Here is a 26118-nt window from a genome sequence, read left to right on the forward strand (position 1 = left end):
CTCAATCGATGCAGGTCAATCAGACCGGTAAATTTTTTTTAGATTTTTTTTGAAGCACGCCTGCAGGCGTCAATCCGCAGACGAAAAATGCCGGGCAGGAGGGGCATACTCGAGATGATGGCTCTGCTGGAAAGACTCCTTTAACTATTGAGTCAAGGGTAGTAAGAATTTTTTTATACCTGTTATCCAACTGCTTAGCGGTCAGATTGATTGGTGTCACTGTTTGGTCAGAAAGGTGTACTAACTCCATCATTGCATCTGGAAAAGCCTGCCGTGCTGCGAGTACAAAGGCAGCCGCGCCTAAGTCCGATTCTTCTTTATCTCTTTTATGTCCTGTTCTCACCCGGCGAAATGTTTTACGTCCATCTGGATGAACCAATACATCGTCAGGTTGTATGGTGATAAAGGTTTCCCCAAGCTTTATTGTGAAGACACAGGTTGCTTCAGAGTTGTGGCTTTCCCTAATCGAAGCGAAATAGTTAACCATGCCAATTGCTAGTGACTTAAATTCAGGAGCGTAACCGTGTTCAGCTAGGCCTTCGATAGTAAATGCCTGCGTGACCCTATCTTCTATGTCCGTTATTTTTACGGGCGCAGTGTTGGCCAATTCCTGGAATACATTGCGAACAGCATCATGCATCTTTAGGAATGGCGTTGGAGTACGCCGTCCTCCAATTTGGAGAATGTGCGTATAGAAGAAACGGCGAGGGCAGGACTCATACAGGGAAATCTGAGCACCACTTAGAACTAGGTCTCCGCTGATAACCCAATCCACAGGTAATGACTCGGGCTTTTCGATTACCGCATGTAGAGGCTTTACGTTATTTTGAACTAAGCTGGGCCCTATACGGTTTAAAAAGTCAGATAACTTTCGAGTGCTGCCAGCAGCATTCCGCGTAGTAGCATAGAGAAATAGCCGATCTTCAGCTCTGGACAACGCAACGTAGAATAAGCATTCTCTCTCCGCCTTATACTCCAGATTAAATTGTTCCTTGGCATTGGACCCACCCCCTGCAATCATGCCATTGGGTGGTGGGCAAACCTGCTTCTGCGGATTACCTGGTAAAGTATCTGCGTTCATACCGGGTAAGTGAATCACAGGGAATTCGAGTCCCTTTGCTCCATGAATGGTCATGAGACGCACTGCATCAATGCTTTGTGCTGCCGTCGGAAGCTGCCGAAGATCGCGATCATCCCCTAGCCGAACCAAACGACGGATGCGATCTAATGTGCGAGTGATAAATACCCCTTCCCCGCTAAGGGGTTGTGCTCGTAAAAAATTGAGCAACTGCCAAGTTGCGATACATTGGGAGCGGACACTGGAGTCTGTTGATGTTGCCATACGGGCCGCGATTCGCGTCCTGTCTAAAAGTACAGTTGCCAGCACGCTCCAAGGGGAGTCATTTGCACTAAAACCGCTAAGTGTTTTGACAAGCCGATTTAAGGCTGTGCGCCCATCGTCTGAGATCTGAAAGTCATCGATTTTGGTTTTCCAATCACTTCCGGTTTCATCTTCACGCAGATGTGTAAGGATACTGCCAACATCATCCAGTGACATCGTAAACTCAGGCAGGCAAGCTATTCGCACCAAGCCCATTGCACGACGATCTACTAAGAGGGAGAGCAGTGTCAGCCAATCCTTTATCTCGGGGCGTTCAAATACACTACCCAAGTAAAGTACAGGGATGCCTAAGAGCTCAAGTTGTTGCCCGATTTCTGAAAGCTTCTCATTGCCCGTGCACAGGATTGCCTGATCACTGTATTTGTAACCGGAGTTCTGCATCTCCTTTATCGCGTCCGCAATTGAGGGCGCTTGAAGAAATCCTTGATCTACGCAACGCAGCTCAGGTTTCTGGGCATCACTTTTCCGTTCTGCGTTTAAATCACTGTCAGCATCCCCTACAGCCATATTCAGCGCAAAATTTGAAAATGCCGACACTATTTCGGGTACAGACCGGTAGTTCGTTTTTAAACGATATCGCAACCCGCCTGGGAAATCCTCATTCCCAAAACGAGTCATGTTGAATGACGAAGCGCCTCTGAAGCGATAGATTGACTGCTTAGCATCTCCAACCACCCACAAGTTTTCGCCATCGCCACAAAGGGCTTTTAGCAGTCGTACGCTACTATGGTTCACATCCTGATATTCATCGACTAGAACGTGCTCATAAGTGGATTGGATGTGAGATCGAATGGCTTCATTTTCTTCAAGAAGCGTCACTGGCAATGAAACCAAGTCCCCAAAGTCAATGCATCGAGCCTGCTTTTTGAGGGTTTCGTAAGTGGCGTATACTTTGGCGACTTCAATGGCTTTTTCTGCCGTTGCTATATCTTCAATACCAACAGCTCTATCGCGCATGGCCTGTGCCAACGCGAGGTAGATTTTTGCATCGACTACCTCGTCCTTGGCACGAGAGATGCCGGTGAGGATGTCAGCAATCATCCGGGTTGGATCGTAAAGATTGCGATAATGAACCAGATCTAATACAGGAAACTCATGTTCCAGCAGTTCTACTGCTTCCGTCCGGTCCAGCAGTCGAGGGTCGAGCGGCAAATTCAGTTCGTCATGAAATCGACGAATCAGATCGAGGCCGAATGAGTGGAAAGTGCCAATCCACATTGCAGCTGCAGCTTCCGTGTCAACGCGAGCTATCCTTTCAGCCATTTCCCCCGCAGCTTTGTTAGAGAACGTCAGCAAAAGAATTTTTCTTGGATCTACGCCATCGGAAAGCAATCCTTTTACCCGTCCCACTAGAGTCTGAGTCTTGCCCGTACCAGGCCCGGCCTCAAGCAGAAAGGCCGGGCCTCGATGGGCGGCGGCTTTATCCTGCTCTGCGTTCAATGGGTATTCAATCGCGGGCTCTGTATCTTCAGGTAAAGGTGAGGGTAGTAACAATGCATCAAATATCTGTTGCGCAACCACATCGAAGGGAGCACCAAGCTTCTCTGCAATACTTAACGCACTCATCCCTTCCAGATAAAGCGCTTTTACTACATGCCGGGGGAGCAGAAACTCACGCGCGAATAGATCCATTTGGACCTCTCGACGCTGCCTGCGACTATAGTCAACAACCCGCTCAGCCCCCATCGGAGAAGCTTCGGAGGTTCTTGTTGGGTCTATAGTATAACCTTGGTCATCCTCTTCAATGTCGTCGCCAAGTTCAGCGTGACCTATTTCATGGGCAACTAGGAACGCTTGTTCAAAAAGGGTTGTGCATTTTTCGTGGAGGATGAACTTCTCCATTGGGAAGAAACGTGCTCGCGCCCCTCTGAGGCTAGGTGAGCCTTTCTTTGTGCCCTCTACGTCAAAGCCTCTTCTGTCAGCCTCTGCAACAGCAAACTCGTATGGTCTCCATGGGTCATGTCCGGAAGCTACAGCTTGATCATGTAGAACAGCAGCGGCCTCGCGGGCCAATTCCACGGCTTGCACGTTAAATGTCCTCTTCCATTAAGGTAGCGATATCTTCTTCAGACAAATCAGCATCTCGAAGGAGTTGTTCGAAAGTAATCTTCTGCACATTGCACGGTTTCCCGTCGGACTTATAACTTCCTGCAACCGCCATGGGGGGCTTTTCAAGTGCGGTTGTGAGATGTTGTACACTGCTTTGCAGCAGTTCAGCGAATCTGCTTAAAAATCGCTGAGGAATAGATCCTGGAGCTACGGTTCGCTCCCTAAATGCCATGACTACCTGTCGAGGTAAGTTTAGTGTTTTGGAGATATCACGCATTTTTTGAACTGAGAGATCAGCGAATGGATCTATCATCGTTTTTCCTGGAGCATTTTGGATGCGTGTGACGGCCGAACTGATCAAGCAGCGATCATATTCAGATAGCGGTTCCTCATCCTCTGCTAATGTTCTTGCCATTTCACGAGATAGATCTATGATTTCATTTGAAAAATGTGGATATGCAGCAAGATATTTTTGCAAGGTTGCTGTACCTACATCATGCTCTATAGAGAATGACTCTAGTACCTCTTCCAGGGATGCTTGAGGTGAAAGTCCTGTCATCATAGGTCCCCTTGAAGCAGTATACGAAGACTTGCGAGTGCCTTCTTTTTTTGATTACGAATGGTCTTTTCAACCTTATCGAGTGCCCTGGAAATAGTCATCTCATTTGGGTCAATCGAGTCTATTGGAATATCTAATCGGGTCATTTCAATGATTCTCTGCTGTAGTTCAGGTAGAGTCTCAATCGCCGCATCAAGCCTACAACGGTAACGATAATTATCGATATCTGTTGCCTCAAAAGGATCATACCCCTCAGATGCAGTCTCAACTTCTGGATTAAGGTCGGCCGAATCATCATTAAATCCCAAATCGGTATTTCTATTCTCAGCCCGATAAAATTTCCTTTGAGCGTCTTTTTTTAATCTCGATAAAGCCAGATCAAAACGCACTTCGAACATGTCCAATCGTTCTTCGTAGCCTGCTTTGTCGATCATAAGCATCTCAATGAAGCGGTCATACACATCTTCTCGGATGTCGCTATTTGTCATTGATACAGTAATTCCGCCTTGGCTTTCGGATCTCGGAAGCTTCCTAAGTATTCGTTCTGAAAGAACCTTGAAGAGCTGTTCAAAAAGGGATGGGTTAGTTGATGCGCAGCGTCGGACGTAGTAAAGAAGACATTCGATGGGAACGTATTGCGGATGTGTCCTACTCTGCCGACACAGCTCTACCAGATCTTCATCTGAAACAGAGCTAAGTTCCACCAACCTGATTTCATTTTCAGGTATACGTGTGTAAGGCTTTCCAGCCTCAGTTTTTTTTTGAAGTGGAACGATCAATGCAACCTCCAATAGATTACTCGTCCATAGAACAGATACCATAGCTAGGCTCAACCAAATTTTAAAGCTACGATCACGTTAACCCAATGGTTGCTTCATACGCCAAAATATTGGTGAAAATCACAACGTATTTTAAATAAATTCCTTTTTATTCAATTGGTTAGGTTTTTTGGTTATGCGTCTCAAGCAACGGTGACATAAGTCAAAAGAGCCAGCTTACAAGCAGGTTTTTTATAGGCAAATTTTTTCCATGAGCTCACGAGAACGTCAGCAACGCAGGCTTAAGTAAGTCATGCGCTTTCAGAGGATTAATAGCTTACGCTAACTTTTCACCCTAATCCGTTTTGGACATCACGCAAGTGATTCATCTAAGGTTTGTTCAAACTTCAAAGCATCCTTCCTCATTATGTGGTCAATACTCCTAAATTCATCCCGAAGTTTTAAACGATAAGAGATTTTTGTCGGAAGATCCTTACCCATAATTACGTTAGTCAAGAGTGCCAATGCGACATCAGATAACCTGGGATTGTTCTCAAGTTTGATGTAACAACGTACGACCACTTCCAGCAGATATCTCTTGAATGCAGGAGATAATTTCTCGCTTGGGATGATGTATTCGAGCATCACCCCAAGGACTTTGGTCGCTTCTTTAGAAATATAGTGTTGGTCAAATTTATCAGCGGAGCGTGTCGCCTCCGGAATCTCTGAATCATCAATGAGCGCGCACTGTTCGGCCCAATCGGTAGCGATACTAATTAAGCGGTAAAGAAGATAATGAAAAGGTGTAGGCCATTCCTGATAGATTTCTTCATCGGGTGACGTATCCATTTGCTTCAAAATTTTTTCCGCGAAGTGCCCAAAGTAATGCAACCACATATGGTCTTGCAGGCCCTGATGAATACCCTCATGGACCATGATCTCAAAGAGCGTTAAGCCCGAATTGATCGGGCAACGAAATCTTCCTGAGTCATAGTAGGATCCCAATGATTTGTTCAACCTCTCGGCTAGTTTATTATCTTCATCCAGTCGCCGACACACCGCAGTGCCAATGGCATTATCCAGACCGTTATTCATCGCCAAAGCTGCATCGGCGAAGAAGAATCGAAGTAATCGGTTGTTCTCCGGTAGCAGCAGACGATTTCCACGAAGCAGATTTTGGTTATTCTTTAACTCCACGTAGAGGCGGCTTCCCGGTGCATCGAGTAACGCATCCATGTAGTTTTCAATGAAGTCGGAGCGTATCACTTCGTCGGCTTGAAGGAGCTTAAGACAAAAATGTGGGTGGCTAAGAGCCAGGTGAATTGTCAGCTCAGGAGAGGTGACTAGATTTAAGAGGATTTCACGGGCTTGTATATTGGCCTCTGTGCGAGCCAAACGGCACGACTTCAAATACTGGAGTAAAGGGCTTATGTACACGCGCCAAGCTGGTCTTGCTTGAGGTTTAATCCCGTCAAATAGAGCAGACATGTCAATGTTGGGTTTGTCTAGATGATTAATTATGCGAACAAGCCAAGATTGCTGCTTAGTTAAGGAAATAAGTTTCGACAATTGGGGTTCAACTAGCAACACCAGCTCGTCGTAACGCTTTGTAAGATGCAAATTTTCAATTAGCTCGCGGAAGATGCGAACTCTTCCTCTGGCCAGTTTAGGAGACCTTGTGCGCCAAAAGTAGTATAAGGCGACAGAGAGAAGAAGTAGGTAAACCGCACTTGAGCTATTGAGCCCCCATTTCCATGGCCCTAGGCTGTAGTACAGCCCAAGCTTCTCTAAAACAGGAGCAAATACTAAATAGTGAATGAAGAGAAAGACCACGCCACCGATACACCAATCCCACCAAGCCATGCAGAATCGAAGTCGTAGTCTGCTAGTAGGAGATATCAACGCCCATACAGCGGCGATGACGCCCAGTATTGTGAGTAAGCTGGTTGTGTCAATTTGGGAAGGTGCTGTCATGGCGTTTTTATTTATCCTTTCGTTAATTTGGAGAGATTACACCCAGTTAGCGCGGGAGACATGCATTAAGTGTGTGCAGCGTATAGGATCATTTAATGCTCATTTTATCCCAAGACTCTAGTAGGAGTTGTAAGCTCATTAGAGCCTTTTCAGCTATTTGGCATCAAGCAAGCGTCCTCATGAAGTTTTCTACATTCTTGGTTGAAATTTGAGCTTCAGAGAATTTGTACCCATTTTGGCCTACGGCAATTAAATCCGGATGCATTTATGGGATAATCCCAGCCAATATCACTTTGTATACATTAGCGACCACTCGCACAGGGATTAACCCATAATGAGGTTTCTGCTCATCAGGGCTTAGCCCAAAATCGCGGGAATCCGGTTGCTTTTCATTAGAAAAAGAGAACACATTTACATGGCTAAATCACCAACCAAGAAAGCTGGCAAAGGCTTCGAAGAAACACTTTGGGATACCGCCAACCAGCTGCGTGGCAGCGTGGAATCCTCCGAATACAAGCACGTAGTGTTGAGCTTGGTATTCCTGAAATTTATCAGCGACAAGTTCGAAGCCAAGCGCAAGCAGTTAATCGACAACGGCCAAGAAGCCTTTGTCGATATGGATGTTTTCTATCAACAGGATAATGTCTTCTTCCTGCCACCAGATGCCCGCTGGTCTTATGTTAAAGCCCGCGCAAAGCAAGATGATATTGCGGTGATCATCGACACGGCCCTTTCTACTATAGAGAAACGCAATGCGTCGCTAACCGGTGCTCTGCCGGATAACTACTTCTCACGCCAGGGATTAGAGGTGAAAAGGCTCGCTTCTCTCATTGATAGCATTGAGAACATCGATACGCTCGCCAACGAATGCGAACTGACCGAAGAGGACTTGGTGGGCAGGGTCTACGAGTATTTCCTTGGCAAGTTTGCTGCCAGCGAAGGTAAAGGTGGTGGTGAATTCTATACCCCTAAAGCAGTGGTGACTTTGCTTGCTGAAATGCTCGAACCCTATCAAGGTAAGATCTATGATCCCTGCTGTGGCTCAGGCGGTATGTTTGTGCAGTCCCTAAAATTTGTTGAAAGCCATCAAGGTAAGAGTAAAGACATCGCTATTTACGGCCAGGAGTTGACCAGCACCACTTATAAGCTGGCCAAAATGAACCTGGCTGTGCGCGGACTTTCCGGCAATCTGGGAGAGCGCCCGGCTGATACCTTTTTTGCCGATCAGCACCCAGATCTCAAGGCTGATTTCATCATGGCTAATCCACCTTTTAACCTGAAGGACTGGCGCAACGAGGCGGAGCTCACCAACGATCCGCGCTTTGCAGGTTTTCGCACTCCTCCTACCGGCAACGCTAACTATGCTTGGATCCTGCACATGCTTTCCAAGCTGAGTGAAGACGGCACTGCGGGCTTTGTGCTGGCCAATGGCTCCATGAGTTCAAATACCAGCGGTGAGGGAGAGATTCGCCAAAAGTTGATTGAAGATGATCGTATCGAATGCATGATTGCCCTGCCAGGACAGCTGTTCTTCACCACCCAAATTCCGGTCTGCATGTGGTTTATCAGCAAAAGCAAAAAAGCCAATCCTCAATATGGCTACCGCGATCGTCGCGGCGAGACCCTGTTTATTGATGCTCGCAATCTTGGCACGATGGTGAGCCGTACCCAAAAAGAGCTGACTAAAGAGGATATCGCTACCATAGCCGATACCTTCCACGCCTGGCGCAGTAGCGAGAGCGAACTCAAGCGTCGTATCGAGGCCAATGAAATCAGTGTCGAGCAATATCAGGATCAAGCTGGTTTCTGTAAAGTCGCCACACTTGATGAAATCAAGGATAACGACTTTGTTCTGACTCCGGGCCGCTATGTGGGGGCAGTTGATATTGAGGATGATGGCATCGCTTTTGAAACCAAAATGCACGAGTTGACTAAGACCCTCTATCGCCAGTTGGATGAAGCGATAAATCTGGATCAGACTATCCGTTCCAATATGGAGGCGCTGGGGTATGGGGAGTAATTGGAAAACGACAAAGCTGCTTGACCATTACGATATTCGTTCTGGGTTATCAAAACCAGCAAAGGACTTTGGTAGTGGGCATCCATTTCTGACATTTAAGGATGTTTTTTACAACTACTTTACTCCGGACGAACTGGGTGATTTAGTACAGTCCAATGACAAAGAACGAGAAAACTGCTCTGTTAAACGTGGTGATGTATTCCTAACGCGTACTAGCGAGACAATGCATGAACTGGGCATGAGCTGTGTTGCTCTCCAGGATTATGAAAACGCGACCTTTAATGGTTTTTGCAAACGCCTTCGCCCCCATCAGAACAGCGAGTTAGTGCCTGAATATGTAGGGTATTATCTGAGGAGTACTAAATTTCGACAATCCATGCTCGCTTTTTCAACGATGTCGACACGAGCAAGTCTTAACAACGAAATGATTGGCAGGCTAGAAATATCTTATCCTCCTGAAGAGGAACAGATTGAAATTGCAAGAGTATTAAAAAACCTCGATGACAAAATCACTCTAAACCGCCAAATAAACCAAACCCTGGAGCAGATGGCGCAGGCACTATTTAAGTCCTGGTTTGTAGATTTTGACCCCGTGGTCGATAACGCCTTGGATGCAGGTTTTTTCGAGCAGGATTTAGAGTTTTCTGATGAGTTACTGCGCCGTGCTGAGTTCCGTAAAGCTGCGCGTGAAAGCAGCGATTTCAAACCATTATCGAACGATATTCGTCAGCAATTCCCTGCCGCTTTTGAAGAGTGCGTCGAGCCTTCATTGGGTTTGGAAGGATGGATACCTAAAGGTTGGCAGGCTGGAGAACTAGGTGATGTTCTTTTACTAAGAAATGAACGGATAAAACCATCGAGTGAAACTAAACGTATTCCATATGTACCAATTGAATGCATTGGTACAAAGGAACCACTCCTTTCAAAATCAAAATCTGGTGAAGAAGCTAACAGTAGTCTGATTTTGTTTAAGGAAGGGGATATTCTATTTGGAGCAATGCGTCCATATTTCCATAAGGTATGCATTGCTCCATTTAATGGAGTTACTCGCTCAACAGTTTTTACTCTCACAGCTAAAGATTCGGAATCCCTATATTTCTCTTTTTTCCAAGCATATCAGGAATCAACTGTGGAATATGCAACCCTTCATTGTGAAGGATCAACCATCCCATATGCTAAGTGGAAAGGTTCGCTAGACCGAAAACCTATAGTTTTGCCTACAAAAGAAGTACAACATTTGTTTCATCAGCGGGTCAAATCATTTATTGAATGGGGCAACTCGAGTAATGAGCAGTCTCAAAGTCTTTTAAAAGTACGAGATACTCTTCTACCCAAACTGATTTCTGGTGAGCTTCGCCTCGATGAAATTGAGACCGAACTCGTCAGTTAAGTACGCGGGCCGATCCTGTGGGGCGATGTAGCGATGGGTTACGTAGCCCTATAACCATTAACAACCGAACAATAAGCCATTGCCATGAGCCATATTTTCACGGAAGCGAAGCTGGAACAGGCCATTATCTCCCTACTGGGACAGCACTCGAATGCGGAAGGCCAACCCTGTTACCCTCATTTTGTCGGTAGCAATGTGCCGCGAAAAGAGAAAAGTGAGGTGCTGATTACGGATGACCTGCGCCAGTATCTGGCCAACCAGTATCAGACTGAGGGGATCACTAAAGGGGAGATTTCTCACATCCTCCATCAGTTGCAGGCTCTCCCTGCCAGCGATCTCTACCAGAGCAATAAAACCTTCTGCCACTGGCTCAGCAACGGCTTTTTACTTAAACGTGAAGATCGTAATAAGAAAGACCTCTATATCGAGCTGATGGATACCAGCACCTTATCAGAGCAGTTAGCTAGCTTATTCACAGGGCATGGCGAAGAGATTGCCGAGGTGGGCAATAATATCTACCGGTTGGTTAATCAACTGGAGATAGAAGGCCAGGCCCGGGACGGCGGACTGCAACTGCGTATCCCCGATGGTATCTTGTATGTGAACGGCCTGCCGCTGGTAGTCTTCGAGTTTAAATCGGCGGTACGTGAAGAAGAGGCCACCACCTACGACGCCTGGCGCCAACTTTGTGTACGCTACAAGCGCGATATACCTAAGCTGTTTGTCTATAACGCGCTGTGTATTCTCAGTGATGGGGTGAACAATAAGCTGGGAAACCTGTTTGCCCCTTACGAGTTCTACTACGCCTGGCGCAAGGTGAATGGTAACGAGTCCGCCGAGCAAGATGGCATCAATGGTCTTTACACTCTGATCCAAGGGCTTTTTCATCCTGTCCGTTTGCTGGACGTGTTGAAGAACTTCGTTTTCTTCCCAGACACCAGCAAACAGGAAGTGAAAATCTGCTGTCGCTACCCGCAGTATTACGCCGCCCGCAAGCTTTACTACAACATTAATAAAGAGCGCAAGCAGATAACGGCTAACGGCGAGAATATCGGTGGCTCCGGTAAAGGGGGAACCTACTTTGGTGCTACTGGCTGTGGCAAGAGCTATACCATGCAGTTCCTTGCCCGGTTGTTGATGAAGAGCGTCGATTTTGCCAGTCCGACCATTGTTCTCATTACCGACCGCACCGATCTTGATGAACAGCTCTCGAAGCAATTCTGCAATGCCACCGCTTTTATCGGCGATGCAGTTATTGAACCGGTCACCAGCCGTCAGGATTTGCGAGACAAGCTGGCCGGATGCGCTAGCGGCGGGGTATTCCTGACCACCATCCACAAGTTTACTGAAGATATCCAACTGCTCTCCAATCGCAGCAATATCATCTGTATTTCTGACGAAGCCCACCGAAGCCAGATCAACCTCGACCTGAAGATCAGCATCGATGCTGAAACCGGAACGGTGAAAAAGACCTACGGCTTTGCTAAATATCTACACGACTCGCTGCCTAACGCTACCTATGTTGGCTTTACCGGCACCCCTATCGACGCCACTCTGGATGTATTTGGCCCCACCATCGATAGCTACACTATGACCGAGTCGGTTAACGATGAAATCACGGTGCGGATTGTCTACGAAGGGCGAGCTGCCAAAGTGGTGCTTGATAACAGTAAGCTGGAAGAGATTGAGCAGTATTATCAAGAATGTGAAAAACTGGGTGCCAGTGAACACCAGATTGAAGAGAGCAAGAAAACCGCGGCCAATATGAATTCCATCCTGGGCGATCCGGATCGCATCGAGGCATTGGCCAAGGATTTCGCCCAGCATTACGAAAAACGGGTGACGGAAGGTTCGACTATCAAAGGCAAAGCGATGTTTGTCTGTGCCAGCCGCGAGATTGCCTACGATTTCTACAAGAGTTTGAAGCTACAGCGCCCCGATTGGTTCGAGGCGAAACAGGCTATCGATGGTGTCGCCCTTACCGAGCAAGAGAAAAAAGAATTGATGAGCCTTCCTCTGGTCAACATGGTAATGACCCGAGGCCAGGATGATGAAGAGGCCATGTATAATTTGCTTGGTACTAAGGAGTACCGCCGGGAGCTGGACAAGCAGTTCAAGAACCCTAAGTCCAACTTCAAAATTGCCATTGTGGTGGACATGTGGTTGACTGGTTTTGATGTGCCCGAACTTGATACTATTTACATCGATAAGCCGCTGCAAAAGCACAATCTGATCCAAACTATTTCGCGGGTAAACCGACGCTTTGAGGGTAAGGAAAAGGGGTTGGTAGTCGACTACATCGGCATTAAAAGCCGGATGAACATGGCATTGGCTATGTACTCAAAGGCTGATAAATCTAACTTTGAAGATGTCCAGCAGTCACTGATTGAAGTGCGTAACCACCTGCATCTGCTTGCTCAGGTTTTCCATACGTTCGACAGCCGCGATTACTTCTCTGGTGCACCGACCCTACAACTGGAATGCCTCAACCGGGCCGCCGAGTTTGCCCTGCAGACTAAGAAGATTGAGCTTCGCTTTATGGGATTGGTGAAACGCCTGAAAGCCGCCTATGACGTTTGCGTTGGTAGTGAAGAGATTACTCAGGATGAGCGAGAGCGAATTCATTTCCATTTGGCCGTGCGTTCTATCGTCTTCAAGCTGACTAAGGGCGATGCGCCAGACACCGCGCAGATGAACCAGAAAGTGCGTGAGATGATTGCCGAGGCACTTAAGGCTGAGGGAGTAGAGGAGATATTTACTTTAGGCGAAGATAAAGCTGAGACCATCGACATATTTGATGATGAGTACATGGCTCGCATTGGCAAGATCAAGTTGCCCAACACCCGGATGCAACTACTGCAAAAAATGTTGGCAAAAGCCATCAGCGATTTTCAAAAGGTGAACCAACTTCAGGGGATCAACTTCTCCAAACGTTTCCAAGCTCTGGTTGAACAGTACAACCAGCGTAAGGAGAACGACGTGCTCAACGGTGAAGAGTTCGATACATTCACCAAGCAAATGGCCGACATGATCTACGACATTAAGACCGAGATGATGTCGTTCGCCGATATTGGCATCGACATGGAAGAGAAAGCCTTTCTCGATATCCTAGCGCATATGTGCGAGAAGTACGATTTCACCTATGACGACGATAAGATGTTGGAATTGGCCAAAGAGATGAAGGTGATTGTCGATGACAGTGCCCAGTACCCCGATTGGAGCAACCGCGATGACATTAAGGCCAAGCTGAAAGTAGACCTTATCCTTCTCCTGCACCGCTATGGCTTCCCCCCGGTAGCCAATGATGAGGTCTACAAGAGCGTGCTGGAGCAGGCGGAGAATTTTAAGAAGTACTTGCATAGCTGATTTATCAAATTGAGGGAACCCTTTCCTCGGAAATACTCAGCAATCTAAACCCGTGTCACCGAGCTTTCTGCTACCGCACGAAGTAATCTCGGTGACACGGGGTTGTCAGTAGCCTGACGTTATTGTAAGTCTGTCCCGAGCCTCCATAACGCAAAGAACTATGCTGGTATCGTATTGTTCACGGGCTTGCCGTCCGCGATCTGGATCAGCAGCTACCGCCTGACCTTTTACGTTTCTATCGGTATCTAGAAGGGTACGTCCGTGGTTCATTCATTTCGGATAGGGTCATTCTATCTGAAAGGGGAAGTGCGAAAATGATGTTGATGTTGATGTTGATGTTGATGTTGATGTTGATGTTGATGTTGATGTTGATGTTGATGCTTAGGGTGGCGAGGCTGTCTTTAGATTCAGTTCTGTGCTGTAAATGCCAGTGCCAAAGGTTCGACAGTGTCTTTCTCCATCATAATCTCTTTTGCACAAAACGCAGTGCCACGACAAAACCATTGGTGCAGGCTCCACGGCTGCCAGCATCAACTTCGGCTTTCTTTGTCGAGCGTCTTCTTTCACCTCTGGGTCGAGATATGAGCATCCCATCAGCAACTTGTTGGCGACATTGAGCTGGTTATGTTCAAACCAGGCTGCCTCCTGTTGTGAGCCTGCATGAAGGATGAGTCCACAACCGCAGTGAATGCAGCTCCAGACTCTGGGGCTGGTGTTGACAGCATCCTCAGCGGTGATGTGATGGCCCAGGGGCGTAATAGCGAGATGGCATTTCAGCATTCTAATATCACCTCTCCCATACTTGCTATGGAAGTGGCCACGATGCTGAACTTTCCGGTTTGGCAGTTCAGGCAATAACGTTCCCCATGGTAATCACCAGAACATTGCGAACAGTGCCAGTCAGCTTTCCTGACCTTTGGACGGGCGTCAGGCACAAACCGTTGCAGCCGGTTTATCAGCCGGGTTTCACTGCTTTCCGGATTCACATAAGGGCAATGCTGCCTGCCATTCTCCGTCAGGCCGCCGTCAGTGTGCCCGAACCACGGACGCTCAGTTTCGTATTCAGGACGGTATTGCAGCACGCTATCGCAGAGGTGGCAGGTATAACGATCGTAAGGGGCGGTCTGCGCAGTACGGGCACCGGTCAGACGACCATTACCGTCAAGAGCCATGAAGGATTTTGCGTACATAGTATTGTTCCTTACCGCCAGACAACACACAGGCGTCAGTCGTCCCGGTCCGGGCATCGTGGTCAGGGTGTGAATGGCGGGTCAGTTAAGAAGTATCAGAAGGGGAGTAACTCTGCGTTAGCAGTCGTTACTGTCCGGTGGTTGTCACACTAAGGCGTTGTGACGTAAAAAACTCTCAGAGATTGCGTCGTGGTCGACCTGTCGGTGGGCGGGGTGGAACTTCGTTGCAACCAAACAACGGTATCCCCTCTTTTTGTTGAATTTTGGTCATATACGCCAGTACCTGTCGGATGTTGGTGATACTGACCGGATCGCTGTAACGTACCGGAATGTTGATATTGGCCTCGTAATGCTCTTTAAACTCACATCGGTGATACCAGCCTTCCCTGTTAGTGATATCACTCCAGTACAAACCGGCTTGCTGCGCCCAGGGATAGGTATTCTGAGTTTTACTACCATCCAGCCAGAACACGACGTGGGCATGATAGTGATGGTCTTCTGTCCATTCGATAACCCAGAAGAAACCGACCACCGCTTCGAGTTGCATCATACGGTTCATCAGCTTTCGGATATCCCATTCGAGCTGCTGGTGATCCCGCAGGAAATACTTAGCGGTATGATCCTGGTAAAACAGATCTGTTCGGAATGCCCGCAGGCAGGAATAGCGCTCTACCATTTTGTCGATATGGTTGTTCAGGAGTGACTGTAGAAACCAGTCTGGCTCCCATCGTTGATTATTTTGCATAGGATGAGTTTCTTTAGTGCTGGCGAGGGCCAGCCAGTGGAATACACCAGGCCTTCAGGAAGGGTCATGGCTGAGGGAGTTGTATGGATTAGAGGGATGGTTGTAAAAAGGGAGTGCCTATTAATTATATTAATTAACCTAAATTAATTTTCACTCCCCAATAACCCTCAAATCCCTTGCAGGACTATGGATGAAGCCTAACTCAGTGGTTCAGCTGTCGTCCGCCATGCAAAGCAGACATACTCGTCCATCAGACTGGTCAGCGCAGGGTTTTCAGCCTGCCGGTCATTGATCCAGATATCCATTTCTTTGTCTTTTTTGAACCTGAGGTTGTCGGTCCAGTCATCAAGGCAATTCCCCAGCATCAAATCGTACCAGCACAGCCAGACCAGCTTCAGACGCAGCTCACTACCGCTGAACTGGCGGAACAAACTGATGAGCTTATTTGCCAGTGGGCGTTGTTTTAAACGCACGCACTCAGACAGCAAAATCCCCTCCAGCATGGGATGGTGAGCCAGCAGATGCTCCTGGGTAAATAAACTGACGCTCAGGTCTTCATTAACAGTCAGTGGGGCTGCTGCTCTACCATAAATAATCCGGTGCAGGCACTGGGGGACAATAGCAATAACCTCTTCCTCTCCCGGAAACTTAAGGCTGCCAACCGTCAGGGTATGATGGTGGTAGATATTCTGGTGACACATACCCGATCTGACCGTCAGCTTCGTAAAATCAGTCAACCAGGTTTGGTAGCATTTATAGAGTTCTTCGTAACGAGGTTTATAGTCTTTCATGGTTTATATTCCTTAAGGCTTAAATCACAGACAGCAGAAAACCTCCGGAGCAACCGGATAGTTATTATTCTGCTGAGGGTTTAGTCTGGCCGGAGGTTATTTACGGGACTGGTCGACACGTTCCTGAAGCCAGAACTCCACCTCGCTCTTCCGCCATCGGGAGCTTCGCCCTAGCTTGATAGGTTTGGGGAAGGAACCGTCCTTAATAAGCTTGTAAATCCACTTGTCTGTCATCTGCAGCAGGCTGGTAATAAATGCCATGTCAATCAACTGGTCTTCGGTAAGTAAGGGATGCGTGGTCATGATTTGGTATCTCCGGTTAAGAAAGGTAACCCGGATGAGTGGTATTTAATTGTGGTCACTGCTCCGGGGCATACCCATGGGGAGATACGTAAAAAAAGCGGGTTATGTTGACCTCTAGGAGTCAACCGGTTCTGAGATGTATTTCGACGCGCTCATGTGCATGACTGTCTTACATTATTCTGTTACCTCATCTGTTGCAGACATCAATCGCTCAGGTAACCGTCATCCTTCCTCTTTTGTCTTCATGGGCTTATAGTCACCGGACTACCTGTCCTTTGAAAAGCCCTTCTTACTTTCCCGAAGGTCAGTGAGCAGCTTATCCTGTTGTTTTACATTGAAAACCAGCTAATCCCGCATCACTACACATTACATAAAACATAACTTTCACTACACTTTTTATTACGCAGATATTGACGCAGAAAGCAACGCATTTGACTACGCATTACACACGCATTAACCTACGTAGTGATACCCACTTTTAAATCAATGAAAATGTAATTATGAAAGAACAGCTGACGGACAGAACAGAAAGAGCGTGCCGGTTTTATATCGAATACATGAAGAAAAACATCGAAGGATACCGGGAGCGTACTCCGCTAATCCTCATAACTGATTATAAAAATCAGGAGATTATGGATATGATCCTGAGAGACCTTAATAATGAATTTAAAAACACTCATGAGTACAATAAGTTCGTACGGGAAATGAAAAATGGATTATTTTCCAGTATCATCCCGGAGACAAATTTTGAATGGATAAAGGACTATAGCTCCGCTTATTTTTCATGGAATATACTTTCAACCATGGGCCCTAAGGAAATTAATCCACTAGAGGTTGATTTTTACCGTGAACGGCCTCCGGTCATTCAGCATAACTTATTGCCTGTTATTCCGGAAACGTATAAGGATGCCCTTTCAGTACTCTACATCTGTTTTGATAGCTGGGATGTCGATTTATTCTTTAAGATCAAAACACTCTCATCATTAAAAAATATCTGGATTCAGCGAAATCGAGAGTTACCAGAACCATTTAAATGGATTGACCTTAAAAACCATAAACAATGTGCATGGGCATTTAAATATGTTATGGAGCATATCAAACCCGATTACATGCCTTCATTTATGACTGAAATCAGACAACAACAAGTGATTACTTTTCTCACGGCAGTATTGTATTCCTGGCCTGCTCACCCTGACACTCGGCGTCTGATGATTCAACGGATGAAAAAAACATACAACCAGAATTTGTTCCGGGAAAACATTGCTGACAAAAAAGTGATTAACACTTATGTCCAGAAGGACATTAAAGAAAAGCTCGATATGCTGGCAAAGAAAAATGGTCGAAAAATTAACGAAGAGCTGGAAGTTATCATTATGAATGCCTGGCACCATGCCAGATATGCAGAAGATAAATAGCATTCACTCCAAATAATTTCAGATAGATATTATCCTCGTGAATCCCCCGCATCCTTTACCGGATCGCGGGTCTTTTTATTTTTCGCGCTGAGATCTCCTTATGCAAAAATCTGACGGCCTTCTGGCCATTGAGAAGCCTCTGGCTTCACTACCCCATACTCTTCGCAGTCTAATTCTTAAACGCCTTCGTAGTCTCACACAGTACGAGCCGGTTATTGGGATTATGGGCAAAAGTGGGGCAGGCAAATCGTCTCTCTGCAATGCCCTGTTCCAGGGAGAAGTCACGTCGGTCAGCGATGTGGAGGCCTGCACCCGCGATGTGCTGCGCTTCAGGCTCCGCAATGGCAATCACAGCCTGATGATTGTTGATTTACCAGGTGTGGGTGAAAGCGAGCAACGCGATGAAGAATACACTGCACTGTATCGCCGCATCCTACCCGAACTGGATTTAGTGTTATGGGTCATCAAGGCTGATGATCGGGCACTGTCAGTGGATGAACACTTCTATCGCAAGGTGATGCTGACGTATCAGTACCGGGTTTTGTTCGTGGTTAATCAGGCCGACAAGGCCGAACCCTGTCATGAATGGTGTACCACCGATAGCACGCCTTCACCTGCTCAGCAGTTAACAATTGAGACTAAGAGAATCGCGATGCAGCAGTTGTTCCTGCCGCACCATCCTGTCTGTGTGGTGTCAGCCCGCACAGGGTGGGGCGTGGAAACCCTTGTCGATACTATGATGCATAGCCTGCCTGACCGGGCCACCAGTCCACTGACAACACAACTGCATGGAAGGCTCTGCACCGAGCCGGTAAAAAAGCAGGCACGTGAGCGCTTTGGTCATGCAGTTGATGAAATGATTGGCAATGTGGAGTCATCATCTTTTCTGCCAGCGCCTGTAAGGGCTGTGATTCGAACCGTGCGGGAAGCCGTGGTGACCGTTGCCCGTGCCGTCTGGGACTGGATTTTCTTCTGAAAAACCGCGTATAGCGGACACTTCCTGTCCTTTTCGTGCTCAATTAATGAGCGATTAATGCACCTTCAACGCGCAAAGGCGCATTACAGCTGTAATCCTCGCACTGAAAAAATACGCCTTCCCATGTCCATACCCTGTCCGACCCCTTCGTTACACTAATCACTTAATTTTCAGCCTGTTAACGGGATGGAGAAAATCTAATGTCCCAGACTGAGCGTCGCCATGAGCGGCTGGCGGTTCGGCTGTCCCTCATTATCAGCCGCCTTGTTGCTGGCGAAACACTGGATATGGGCCTTCTTGCCGCAGAGTTTGGTGTATCGCTCCGTACCCTCCGCCGGGATTTTCGTGAGCGACTGATGTACCTGGACCTGGAATATCGCGACGGCACCTGTCGTCTGCTTTCAGGTAGCCATCAGCGCGAACTGGCGGTGCTGACTTTTGCTCGTCAGTCAGGTGTGGAGGCCTTGTTTCCTGACATGGATAACCACATGGTCAGCTCACTACTGAGTGGGCCCGGTGAGTCTCCGTGCCTCATATGGGCAGAATCGGAGTCATTGTCGCCGCCCAGGCCAGGCATATTTACACGCCTTGTCAGGGCTATATCAGAGCATCGTCGCGTGACGCTGCTGGCTGAAGGTTGTCGTTGCTCAGGGCTTGCACCATACCGCCTCGTACTCTGCGGCGGGCATTGGTATCTGACTGGCGAGCATCATCATCGCGTGGCAGTGTTTCCGCTGAACGATATCCATGCGGTTACCTTGCACCCGGAACTGTTCGTGCCCGACCTTCAGATTCGTAACGTTCTCGCCGAACCGGAATTACTCAGAGCCCTTCCCCATTTTCACGTTTTTCACTCACTGCTCGCCAGAACCGGCGACGGTCTTTTACCTCATAAGGAATCATGATGAAGAAATTACTGATTACAACGGCACTGGCCGTCAGTCTCTGCGCTGGCGCTACCTTTCCGACGTCTGCCGAAACTGTCGTGGGTACCGTCAAATTCTGGCAGTACATGCAGGCGGATGGCTGGAAATCGGCCGATGGCATGGATAACGACACGCTAAACAATACGCTCTATCAGGCCAGTGTGATTGGCAATTATCCCTGGACCAGGCAATTCCTGCTGCGTCAGCGGGGTGGTGGTGCTTATTTTCTCGCCGATAAGAAAACGCATACTGTGCGCAAGCTGAATTTGAAACCTGCCAGCGGTTATTACTCCGACCTGACATCGGTCTATCAGGGCGAAGACCAGGGGAAAGGGTGTTACTTCACTATCATCGACACCCAGTATCAGCTGGAGCTGGCTGACGAACCTCACAGCAACCAGGTACTTGCTGCATTCCCGGAAAACTGTGTCAACAAACAGCAGCAGGCTGCCCTGGCGGCGAAGCGTTCTGCCTCAGAGCAGAAACTGCAGCAGTGGGTAGCCCAACAGAGTCTGGCAGAGTTGTGCCGACGCACCGGCAATTGCTAAAGCAAAGGAACGGACGATTAATAAGGAATCTGCACCATGAAGAAATTGTATCGACCTGTTCTCACCGCTTTGTTGGTTATCGGTGCCATGGGGGTTTCTGGCTGCGACCGCAAGGAAGATGCGGGTGTGAAAACGATAGCCAGTTTTAAGGACCTGACTCCGCCACCGTTCAGCAAGGTTGTCTCGCATAAATCCGATATTGCCCAGGAATGGGTAAAGAAGGATGCTTTCGGCACACCGCAATATACGGTGATGAAAACCAACCAGTCGCCGGAAGGCTGTGAGTCAGGCAATTATTACTACATTGCGGATATGCAGCAGAAAACGGTGCAGCCACTGATTGCAGCCCTGTGCCTTGCGGACAATATCACTCTGAGCTTCAGAATTGAAACCGACAGCTATACGGGTGAAAAATCGGTGGTGTATTCGCACGATGGCAAGGAAATGGGAAAACTCTATCTGCCGGAGAATCAGGAGAAAAATCCATGAAGAAGCTGAAAGGCGTTATCTCAGTTTTCGCTCTGAGCCTGTGTCTGCTGTCACCGGCTCAGGCCGAAGAACAGCGTTACATCAGTATCCGCAACACAGACATGGTCTGGGTGCCAGGCGATGTCTGCGTCTGGCAGTTTCGTCTGGATAACGGAGGAAGTGGTGAGGGGTTCGGGCCTCTGACGCTCTCCCTGCGTCTGAAAGACAAAGGCGGAAACACGCTGGTTATGGGGAATATGGCGGTGGCTGCATTTGGTGAGAGCGATGCGACTCGCTCTCAGGAAGCCTCGCTGGAGAACGAATGCGTGGAAAACGTCAGCTCTGTCGAAATCATGAAGGCAACGGAAGAGCGCAATGGTTACCAGATTGACCTGCCACTGTCTGTTTTCGACCCGCAGTATTACCAACCGCTGCAAGTCACGGTTGTCGGAGGTAAGGCGTCTTAGCCAATTCTTTACCCGTTTGATTCAGCCCCTGTCGCTTATGCCACAGGGGCTTTTTGTTTTAAGGAGCCTGTATGCCTGAACTCACTGAACTACCTGAGGGACCGTTTTCGCGCCAGCAGGCAGAGGCGGTTGCGGCTCAATATTCCAACATAGCTATAGAGGACGACCAAGGTACGCATTTCCGTCTGGTTATCCGTCATGAGCGTTGCATGGTCTGGCGAGCCTGGGACTTTGAGCCGGATGCCGGTTACTGGCTGAACCGGTATATCACTCGTTATGGCATCCGCAAATTTCCTGCATAACCACCACCAGCACATCACCGATATAAACAAAGTCAGGCCACACCTCCTTCGGGAAGTGTGGCCTTTTGTCTTTTTACCCACTGCATAAGGAGTTACCTATGCGATTAGCCAGCCGCTTTGGCCGTATAAACCAGATACGCCGTGACCGGCCTCTGACCCACGAAGAGCTGATGAGTTATGTTCCCAGCGTGTTCGGGAGTGACAAACATGAATCTCGTTCAGACCGTTATACCTACATCCCGACCATCACCATCCTCGAAAGCCTGCAGCGTGAAGGCTTTGAGCCGTTCTTTGCCTGCCAGACGAAGGTCCGGGACCAGAGCAAGCGGGAGCACACCAAGCATATGCTGCGTCTGCGTCGAGCCGGGCAACTTACCGGGCATCAGGTACCGGAAATCATCCTGCTCAACAGCCATGACGGCTCCTCGAGCTACCAGATGCTGCCGGGACTATTTCGCGGCGTCTGTACCAACGGCCTGGTCTGCGGCCAGTCATTCGGCGAAGTGCGGGTACCGCATAAAGGGAATGTTGTTGAGAAGGTGATTGAAGGGGCTTACGAAGTGCTCGGTGTATTTGACCGGGTGGAGGAGAAGCGCGATGTAATGCAGTCACTGGCACTGCCAGAATCCGCCCGTAACGCCCTGGCGAATGCCGCGCTGAAGTATCGCTTTGGTGAAGACCACCAGCCGGTCACGGTATCGCAGTTGCTGACCCCACGTCGCCGGGAGGACTACAGCGATGACCTGTGGACCGTATACCAGCGCGTGCAGGAGAACCTGATGAAAGGTGGATTGTCAGGGCGAACCGCTCAGGGGAAAAGCAGCCGCACCCGTGCTGTTACCGGTATTGATGGCGATGTGAAGCTCAATCGCGCCCTGTGGGTTATGGCAGAAAACATGCTCGATTTTTTCGGGCGTTAAACAACCGTTCCGGCATAAGGAGATAGTTTAATGAATACACAAAATCATCAGTTCGCGGAGCTTACCGCAATTACTGCCTCAGTGGTCCCTGACGAGTTACGCATAGGCTTCTGGCCACAGCACTTTGGCTCCATCCCGCAATGGATAACGCTTGAGCCTCAAATCTTTGCCTGGATGGACCGGTTGTGTACCGATTATCACGGCGGCATCTGGAACTTTTCGACGCTCAGTAACGGCGGCGCTTTTATGGCTCCTGAGTCAGAGCACGATGAGAAATGGGCATTGTTCAACAGCATGAATGGCAATGGCGCGGAACTTACTGGAGAAGCGGCAGGTATAGTCGCCTGCCTGATGGCATACAGCCATCACGCCTGCCGTACCGAATGTGACGCGATGACTGAGCACTATTATCGCTTACGAGACTTCGCGTTGAACCATCCAGAGTGCAGCGCCATTATGCATCTAATCGACTGAGGGATACCGAACATGAATACCGCATTATCCCCGCTGTCATCTCAGCCTGAACTCTTTCCACTGGCGATTATGGCCCAGCATGGTTGTTTGCTCCCCGCGACCTCCGGATTAACCCCCTATGCCCAACGCACCATTCGTCGTGCCATCAACCTGCTGGATAAATATCTGCGCCAGCCCGGTATATCCTTTACCTCTAGTACTGCTGCCCGTGACTGGCTTCGGTTACAGCTGGCAGGACAAGAACGGGAAGTGTTTATGGTGCTCTATCTCGATAACCAGCACCGTTTACTGGAGAGTGAAACGCTATTTGCCGGTTCGGTTAACCATGTCCAGGTCCATCCTCGAGAGGTAGTGAAGTCAGCGCTTCGCTTCAATGCTGCAGCTGTCGTGCTGGCGCATAACCATCCATCCGGTGATCCGGAGCCCAGCCAATGCGGTCGCAACATTATGGGCAGGCTTAAAGAATCCCTGGCACTGGTTGATGTGAACATACTCGATCATCTGGTTGTCGGTTCAGATGGCATTGTGTCGTTTGCAGAGCGAGGCTGGATATGAGGGAACTTCAATGAAATCTACTGATTCAGAGAACGATTCATTTCTCAAGTGGGTTCTGAATCGTAATGTGACGCCTTTCTTTGGCGCTCGTCTGATACAGGAGGGAAACCGACTGCACTATCTGGCTGACCGGGCCAGCATTAGCGGTGAATTCAGTAACGCAGAATCTTTGAAGTTGGATGAGGTATTCCCACATTTTATCAGCCAGATGGAGTCAATGTTGACTACTGGTGAAATGAATCCTCGCCATGCCCACTGTGTCACCCTGTACCACAATGGTTTCACCTGCGAAGCCGATACCCTTGGCAGTTACGGCTACGTATACATCGCCGTTTACCCCACTCATCGTTAACTACTTTCACAAGAGCAAATATGAAAACTCTACCTGCAACAACTCCGCAGGCGGCGACGCTATGTCTGTCGCCCGTAGCAGTGTGGCAAATGCTGCTTGCATGCCTGCTGGAACAACATTATGGCCTGACACTCAACGACACACCATTCAGTGATGAAACGGTAATTCAGGAACATATCGATGCCGGTATATCTTTGGCCGATGCCGTTAATTTTCTGGTGGAAAAGTACGAACTGGTTCGTATTGATCGTAGGGGATTCAACTGGCAAGAACAGTCCCCATATCTGCGGGCAGTCGATATTCTGCGGGCGCGGCAGGCAACTGGTTTATTGAAAATAAATCGTATTAGTGCTGCACAGTGAACATTAGGAATAGCCTTCCTGATTCACACTGCAGCTTTCCTTACTTATTTACTCATTCCAAAAAGCACCTGCCGATGCTGGTTGGTGCTTTTACTTATATGGACGAAATATCATGCAAATAGAAGCTGTAATTTTTACTGGGCACATTATCGCAAGTACAATCCGGGAATGCTGGGCCGTCGTTGTTGATGGTTTTGACGCATGCGGCGAACAAGCTTATGATCCAGCTTAATTTCTTTTCCTCATGAAGGGACTGGTATGGGCAACAGAATGTGGATGATCCGCGGCGATGGCGGCAAGCTCTATGACGATTTTCGCGATAAGCAAATTGTAGGCATCGGTTGGTCTCAGCTGGCTCCATTAGTCAAACCTGGCCTGTCCCGAGCCCAGTTACTCGCCTTATACCAGGAGGCAGATCCCTTAACAAAGCTGGGAACAGCCCGTTCTGGTGCATCGCAGGTCTGGCGTTTTGTGAATGAGATCCAAAAGGGTGATTGGGTTATTACTTATTCGCCAGCCAACCGTACTTATTTGCTAGGCAAAGTTACTTCAGACTTCCAATATCATCCTGAATGGGTGGAAGAGGGGATGGGTATCGCTCGGCAGGTTAAATGGAATACTCAAGAAATCGATCGCGATCGACTGTCTGTAGCTACCAAGAACACATTGGGTTCTACGCTGACGGTTTTCCAGCTTCCAGAATATGCGCTAGTAGAGCTTTTGCAGGATAAGAAACCCACTATAGATGTGATTACTCAGAATCCAGTTGCGATGGATGAAGATGAGGTCGTTTCTGATCCGCTCCGCGATATGGAAATGCTGGCGTTTGAGGGTATCAAAGATCGCATCAACTCTCTTGACTGGGACGAGATGCAAAATCTGGTTGCCGGAGTCTTACGCAGCATGGGCTATAAAACGCAGGTCTCACCTGCGGGAGCCGATCGGGGTAAAGATATCATAGCTTCACCTGATGGGTTCGGTTTTGAAAATCCGCGTATTATCGTTGAGGTAAAGCACCGCAGGGAACAGATGGGAAGCCAACAGATACGAAGCTTTATCGGTGGTCGCCATAAAGATGATCGCGGGCTTTATGTTAGTACAGGGGGCTTTACGAAAGATGCTCGATATGAAGCCGACCGTTCGACGATACCACTGACGCTCTGGACACTTGATGATCTCGTCCGGGCGCTTATTGAGAACTACGAACAAGTTGATATTGAGACTAAACTTTTGGTGCCTCTGAAGAAAACTTTTCTACCTGCCTGAATCTTGCTTTGACAGCCATATCGGTGTTCTACTGGTGTGGCTTTATACCCACTTGCAATGTCGTTTTTTGTACGGATTTTAACTTGTGGGTACAAGTGCGGGTATAACTATTTATCCCTGTTTATAAACTACATTGATATCAGTCTATTGGGTGTGAAATTCGAGTCCGGCCTTCGCACCATTAAGTACCGCGCGAACAAGAAGCCACCGAGAGGTGGTTTTTTTGTGTCTGGGATCTGCACGCCGCCACTACCTTCCTATTTTTACTCTGTATTGACGCATTTCCCATTTCAGTAAAAACCGGATCTTCCTGATACTTTCCTCAGTCTTATCTGATTGACCTTAAAGGCTAAAATGGCGTTTCATTGAGCTCTTTCGGGTCAGGGAGTTCCAGGATGGAGCCACAACAGGAAGTAAGCGTACACCGTGTACCGTCTGGTGATTTTCTGACACATTCGACAAAGTGGTTCCCACCAAATAGTAGTGGGAACCAAAATGTCAGATATGCAGAAAAATGTTGTCGCCGGCAGGCGAAAAGGC

The 26118-nt window shown here is 48.2% G+C and carries 25 protein-coding genes; 16 read left to right on the forward strand and 9 right to left on the reverse strand.

What is annotated here, in order from left to right; all coding sequences use genetic code 11:
- Positions 1 to 19: 19 nt before the first annotated feature.
- The 4 genes from ACK3CV_RS02895 to ACK3CV_RS02910 form a co-directional block, all read right to left on the reverse strand.
- Positions 20 to 3430, reverse strand: a complete 3411-nt coding sequence (locus ACK3CV_RS02895) for a UvrD-helicase domain-containing protein (protein ID WP_489009795.1) — start codon at positions 3428 to 3430, stop codon at positions 20 to 22.
- A gap of 1 nt (position 3431) precedes the next feature.
- Positions 3432 to 4013 (reverse strand): hypothetical protein, encoded by a 582-nt coding sequence (locus ACK3CV_RS02900; protein ID WP_002431130.1) that lies wholly within the window; start codon positions 4011 to 4013, stop codon positions 3432 to 3434.
- Complete coding sequence (locus ACK3CV_RS02905; RefSeq protein WP_489009796.1) at positions 4010 to 4789, reverse strand: RNA polymerase sigma factor; 780 nt, start codon at positions 4787 to 4789, stop codon at positions 4010 to 4012. The genes ACK3CV_RS02900 and ACK3CV_RS02905 overlap by 4 nt, the downstream gene beginning before the upstream one ends.
- Positions 4790 to 5140: 351 nt before the next feature.
- The gene (locus ACK3CV_RS02910; RefSeq protein WP_000126516.1) at positions 5141 to 6742 is read right to left on the reverse strand and encodes a hypothetical protein; all 1602 of its coding nucleotides are present in this window, start codon (positions 6740 to 6742) and stop codon (positions 5141 to 5143) included.
- A gap of 415 nt (positions 6743 to 7157) precedes the next feature.
- On the opposite strand from ACK3CV_RS02910, the gene ACK3CV_RS02915 reads away from it, so the two are divergent.
- From ACK3CV_RS02915 to ACK3CV_RS02925, 3 genes are all read left to right on the forward strand, one after another.
- Positions 7158 to 8762 carry a class I SAM-dependent DNA methyltransferase gene (locus ACK3CV_RS02915; protein ID WP_096111252.1) on the forward strand — a complete coding sequence of 535 codons (1605 nt, stop codon included), beginning with the start codon at positions 7158 to 7160 and terminating at the stop codon, positions 8760 to 8762.
- Positions 8752 to 10152 carry a restriction endonuclease subunit S gene (locus tag ACK3CV_RS02920; protein WP_151887281.1) on the forward strand — a complete coding sequence of 467 codons (1401 nt, stop codon included), beginning with the start codon at positions 8752 to 8754 and terminating at the stop codon, positions 10150 to 10152. Before ACK3CV_RS02915 ends, ACK3CV_RS02920 begins: the two co-directional genes overlap by 11 nt.
- Before the next feature lie 84 nt (positions 10153 to 10236).
- Positions 10237 to 13518, forward strand: coding sequence for a type I restriction endonuclease subunit R (locus ACK3CV_RS02925; protein WP_489009797.1), 3282 nt, complete (start codon positions 10237 to 10239; stop codon positions 13516 to 13518).
- Positions 13519 to 13899: 381 nt separating this feature from the next.
- On the opposite strand, the gene ACK3CV_RS02930 is transcribed toward ACK3CV_RS02925, so the two are convergent.
- The 5 genes from ACK3CV_RS02930 to ACK3CV_RS02950 form a co-directional block, all read right to left on the reverse strand.
- Positions 13900 to 14298: a putative zinc ribbon protein gene (locus tag ACK3CV_RS02930; protein WP_489009798.1), complete on the reverse strand. Its 399-nt coding sequence runs from the start codon at positions 14296 to 14298 to the stop codon at positions 13900 to 13902.
- The gene (locus tag ACK3CV_RS02935) at positions 14292 to 14708 is read right to left on the reverse strand and encodes a putative zinc ribbon protein (RefSeq protein ID WP_096111255.1); all 417 of its coding nucleotides are present in this window, start codon (positions 14706 to 14708) and stop codon (positions 14292 to 14294) included. Before ACK3CV_RS02935 ends, ACK3CV_RS02930 begins: the two co-directional genes overlap by 7 nt.
- Before the next feature lie 175 nt (positions 14709 to 14883).
- Positions 14884 to 15453 (reverse strand): YagK/YfjJ domain-containing protein, encoded by a 570-nt coding sequence (locus ACK3CV_RS02940; protein ID WP_096111256.1) that lies wholly within the window; start codon positions 15451 to 15453, stop codon positions 14884 to 14886.
- A gap of 197 nt (positions 15454 to 15650) precedes the next feature.
- On the reverse strand, positions 15651 to 16244 hold the full coding sequence (locus tag ACK3CV_RS02945; protein WP_096111257.1) for a hypothetical protein: 594 nt from the start codon (positions 16242 to 16244) through the stop codon (positions 15651 to 15653).
- A 96-nt stretch (positions 16245 to 16340) separates the two neighbouring features.
- Positions 16341 to 16547 (reverse strand): helix-turn-helix transcriptional regulator, encoded by a 207-nt coding sequence (locus ACK3CV_RS02950; protein WP_047667336.1) that lies wholly within the window; start codon positions 16545 to 16547, stop codon positions 16341 to 16343.
- 500 nt (positions 16548 to 17047) lie between these two features.
- Between ACK3CV_RS02950 and ACK3CV_RS02955 the strand changes: the two genes are divergently transcribed.
- The 13 genes from ACK3CV_RS02955 to ACK3CV_RS03015 all read left to right on the forward strand — a co-directional run bounded on the left by ACK3CV_RS02955 (position 17048) and on the right by ACK3CV_RS03015 (position 25578).
- The gene (locus tag ACK3CV_RS02955; protein WP_489009799.1) at positions 17048 to 17962 is read left to right on the forward strand and encodes a hypothetical protein; all 915 of its coding nucleotides are present in this window, start codon (positions 17048 to 17050) and stop codon (positions 17960 to 17962) included.
- A 100-nt stretch (positions 17963 to 18062) separates the two neighbouring features.
- Entirely contained in the window at positions 18063 to 18938 is an 876-nt protein-coding gene (locus ACK3CV_RS02960) for a GTPase family protein (protein WP_181500146.1), read from the forward strand.
- Between the two features lie 200 nt (positions 18939 to 19138).
- Positions 19139 to 19843 carry a helix-turn-helix transcriptional regulator gene (locus ACK3CV_RS02965; protein WP_014226755.1) on the forward strand — a complete coding sequence of 235 codons (705 nt, stop codon included), beginning with the start codon at positions 19139 to 19141 and terminating at the stop codon, positions 19841 to 19843.
- On the forward strand, positions 19843 to 20412 hold the full coding sequence (locus ACK3CV_RS02970) for a hypothetical protein (RefSeq protein ID WP_004929046.1): 570 nt from the start codon (positions 19843 to 19845) through the stop codon (positions 20410 to 20412). Before ACK3CV_RS02965 ends, ACK3CV_RS02970 begins: the two co-directional genes overlap by 1 nt.
- A gap of 36 nt (positions 20413 to 20448) precedes the next feature.
- Positions 20449 to 20901: a YfjS/YafY family lipoprotein gene (locus tag ACK3CV_RS02975; RefSeq protein WP_048236233.1), complete on the forward strand. Its 453-nt coding sequence runs from the start codon at positions 20449 to 20451 to the stop codon at positions 20899 to 20901.
- A complete protein-coding gene (locus ACK3CV_RS02980; protein WP_217295358.1) occupies positions 20898 to 21347 on the forward strand; it encodes an IrmA family protein in 450 nt (149 codons plus the stop codon). The genes ACK3CV_RS02975 and ACK3CV_RS02980 overlap by 4 nt, the downstream gene beginning before the upstream one ends.
- 71 nt (positions 21348 to 21418) lie before the next feature.
- Positions 21419 to 21649, forward strand: a complete 231-nt coding sequence (locus tag ACK3CV_RS02985) for a DUF905 domain-containing protein (protein WP_217295359.1) — start codon at positions 21419 to 21421, stop codon at positions 21647 to 21649.
- Positions 21650 to 21747: 98 nt separating this feature from the next.
- Complete coding sequence (locus ACK3CV_RS02990) at positions 21748 to 22569, forward strand: DUF932 domain-containing protein (RefSeq protein ID WP_335271441.1); 822 nt, start codon at positions 21748 to 21750, stop codon at positions 22567 to 22569.
- A gap of 30 nt (positions 22570 to 22599) precedes the next feature.
- A complete protein-coding gene (locus ACK3CV_RS02995; RefSeq protein WP_234721824.1) occupies positions 22600 to 23043 on the forward strand; it encodes an antirestriction protein in 444 nt (147 codons plus the stop codon).
- 12 nt (positions 23044 to 23055) lie between these two features.
- Positions 23056 to 23598, forward strand: a complete 543-nt coding sequence (gene radC / locus ACK3CV_RS03000; protein WP_489009800.1) for a RadC family protein — start codon at positions 23056 to 23058, stop codon at positions 23596 to 23598.
- Between the two features lie 10 nt (positions 23599 to 23608).
- Complete coding sequence (locus tag ACK3CV_RS03005; RefSeq protein WP_286627593.1) at positions 23609 to 23950, forward strand: type IV toxin-antitoxin system YeeU family antitoxin; 342 nt, start codon at positions 23609 to 23611, stop codon at positions 23948 to 23950.
- A 20-nt stretch (positions 23951 to 23970) separates the two neighbouring features.
- The gene (locus ACK3CV_RS03010; RefSeq protein ID WP_286627594.1) at positions 23971 to 24312 is read left to right on the forward strand and encodes a TA system toxin CbtA family protein; all 342 of its coding nucleotides are present in this window, start codon (positions 23971 to 23973) and stop codon (positions 24310 to 24312) included.
- Positions 24313 to 24570: 258 nt separating this feature from the next.
- Positions 24571 to 25578, forward strand: coding sequence for a restriction endonuclease (locus ACK3CV_RS03015; RefSeq protein WP_032267595.1), 1008 nt, complete (start codon positions 24571 to 24573; stop codon positions 25576 to 25578).
- Positions 25579 to 26118: the final 540 nt, after the last annotated feature.

The organism is Serratia sp. TSO36 (genome assembly GCF_057808395.1).

Excerpts from the sequence above, each read along its gene's own strand:
- ACK3CV_RS02915 (WP_096111252.1), top strand. The coding sequence starts at position 7,158 with ATGGCTAAATCACCAACCAAGAAAGCTGGCAAAGGCTTCGAAGAAACA.
- ACK3CV_RS02930 (WP_489009798.1), bottom strand. The coding sequence starts at position 14,298 with ATGCTGAAATGCCATCTCGCTATTACGCCCCTGGGCCATCACATCACC.
- ACK3CV_RS02925 (WP_489009797.1), top strand. The coding sequence starts at position 10,237 with ATGAGCCATATTTTCACGGAAGCGAAGCTGGAACAGGCCATTATCTCC.
- ACK3CV_RS02960 (WP_181500146.1), top strand. The coding sequence starts at position 18,063 with ATGCAAAAATCTGACGGCCTTCTGGCCATTGAGAAGCCTCTGGCTTCA.
- ACK3CV_RS02965 (WP_014226755.1), top strand. The coding sequence starts at position 19,139 with ATGTCCCAGACTGAGCGTCGCCATGAGCGGCTGGCGGTTCGGCTGTCC.
- ACK3CV_RS03005 (WP_286627593.1), top strand. The coding sequence starts at position 23,609 with ATGAAATCTACTGATTCAGAGAACGATTCATTTCTCAAGTGGGTTCTG.
- ACK3CV_RS02910 (WP_000126516.1), bottom strand. The coding sequence starts at position 6,742 with ATGACAGCACCTTCCCAAATTGACACAACCAGCTTACTCACAATACTG.
- ACK3CV_RS02935 (WP_096111255.1), bottom strand. The coding sequence starts at position 14,708 with ATGTACGCAAAATCCTTCATGGCTCTTGACGGTAATGGTCGTCTGACC.
- radC (WP_489009800.1), top strand. The coding sequence starts at position 23,056 with ATGAATACCGCATTATCCCCGCTGTCATCTCAGCCTGAACTCTTTCCA.
- ACK3CV_RS02945 (WP_096111257.1), bottom strand. The coding sequence starts at position 16,244 with ATGAAAGACTATAAACCTCGTTACGAAGAACTCTATAAATGCTACCAA.
- ACK3CV_RS02940 (WP_096111256.1), bottom strand. The coding sequence starts at position 15,453 with ATGCAAAATAATCAACGATGGGAGCCAGACTGGTTTCTACAGTCACTC.
- ACK3CV_RS02995 (WP_234721824.1), top strand. The coding sequence starts at position 22,600 with ATGAATACACAAAATCATCAGTTCGCGGAGCTTACCGCAATTACTGCC.
- ACK3CV_RS03010 (WP_286627594.1), top strand. The coding sequence starts at position 23,971 with ATGAAAACTCTACCTGCAACAACTCCGCAGGCGGCGACGCTATGTCTG.
- ACK3CV_RS02970 (WP_004929046.1), top strand. The coding sequence starts at position 19,843 with ATGAAGAAATTACTGATTACAACGGCACTGGCCGTCAGTCTCTGCGCT.
- ACK3CV_RS03015 (WP_032267595.1), top strand. The coding sequence starts at position 24,571 with ATGGGCAACAGAATGTGGATGATCCGCGGCGATGGCGGCAAGCTCTAT.
- ACK3CV_RS02900 (WP_002431130.1), bottom strand. The coding sequence starts at position 4,013 with ATGATGACAGGACTTTCACCTCAAGCATCCCTGGAAGAGGTACTAGAG.
- ACK3CV_RS02990 (WP_335271441.1), top strand. The coding sequence starts at position 21,748 with ATGCGATTAGCCAGCCGCTTTGGCCGTATAAACCAGATACGCCGTGAC.
- ACK3CV_RS02955 (WP_489009799.1), top strand. The coding sequence starts at position 17,048 with ATGAAAGAACAGCTGACGGACAGAACAGAAAGAGCGTGCCGGTTTTAT.
- ACK3CV_RS02975 (WP_048236233.1), top strand. The coding sequence starts at position 20,449 with ATGAAGAAATTGTATCGACCTGTTCTCACCGCTTTGTTGGTTATCGGT.
- ACK3CV_RS02920 (WP_151887281.1), top strand. The coding sequence starts at position 8,752 with ATGGGGAGTAATTGGAAAACGACAAAGCTGCTTGACCATTACGATATT.
- ACK3CV_RS02950 (WP_047667336.1), bottom strand. The coding sequence starts at position 16,547 with ATGACCACGCATCCCTTACTTACCGAAGACCAGTTGATTGACATGGCA.
- ACK3CV_RS02980 (WP_217295358.1), top strand. The coding sequence starts at position 20,898 with ATGAAGAAGCTGAAAGGCGTTATCTCAGTTTTCGCTCTGAGCCTGTGT.
- ACK3CV_RS02985 (WP_217295359.1), top strand. The coding sequence starts at position 21,419 with ATGCCTGAACTCACTGAACTACCTGAGGGACCGTTTTCGCGCCAGCAG.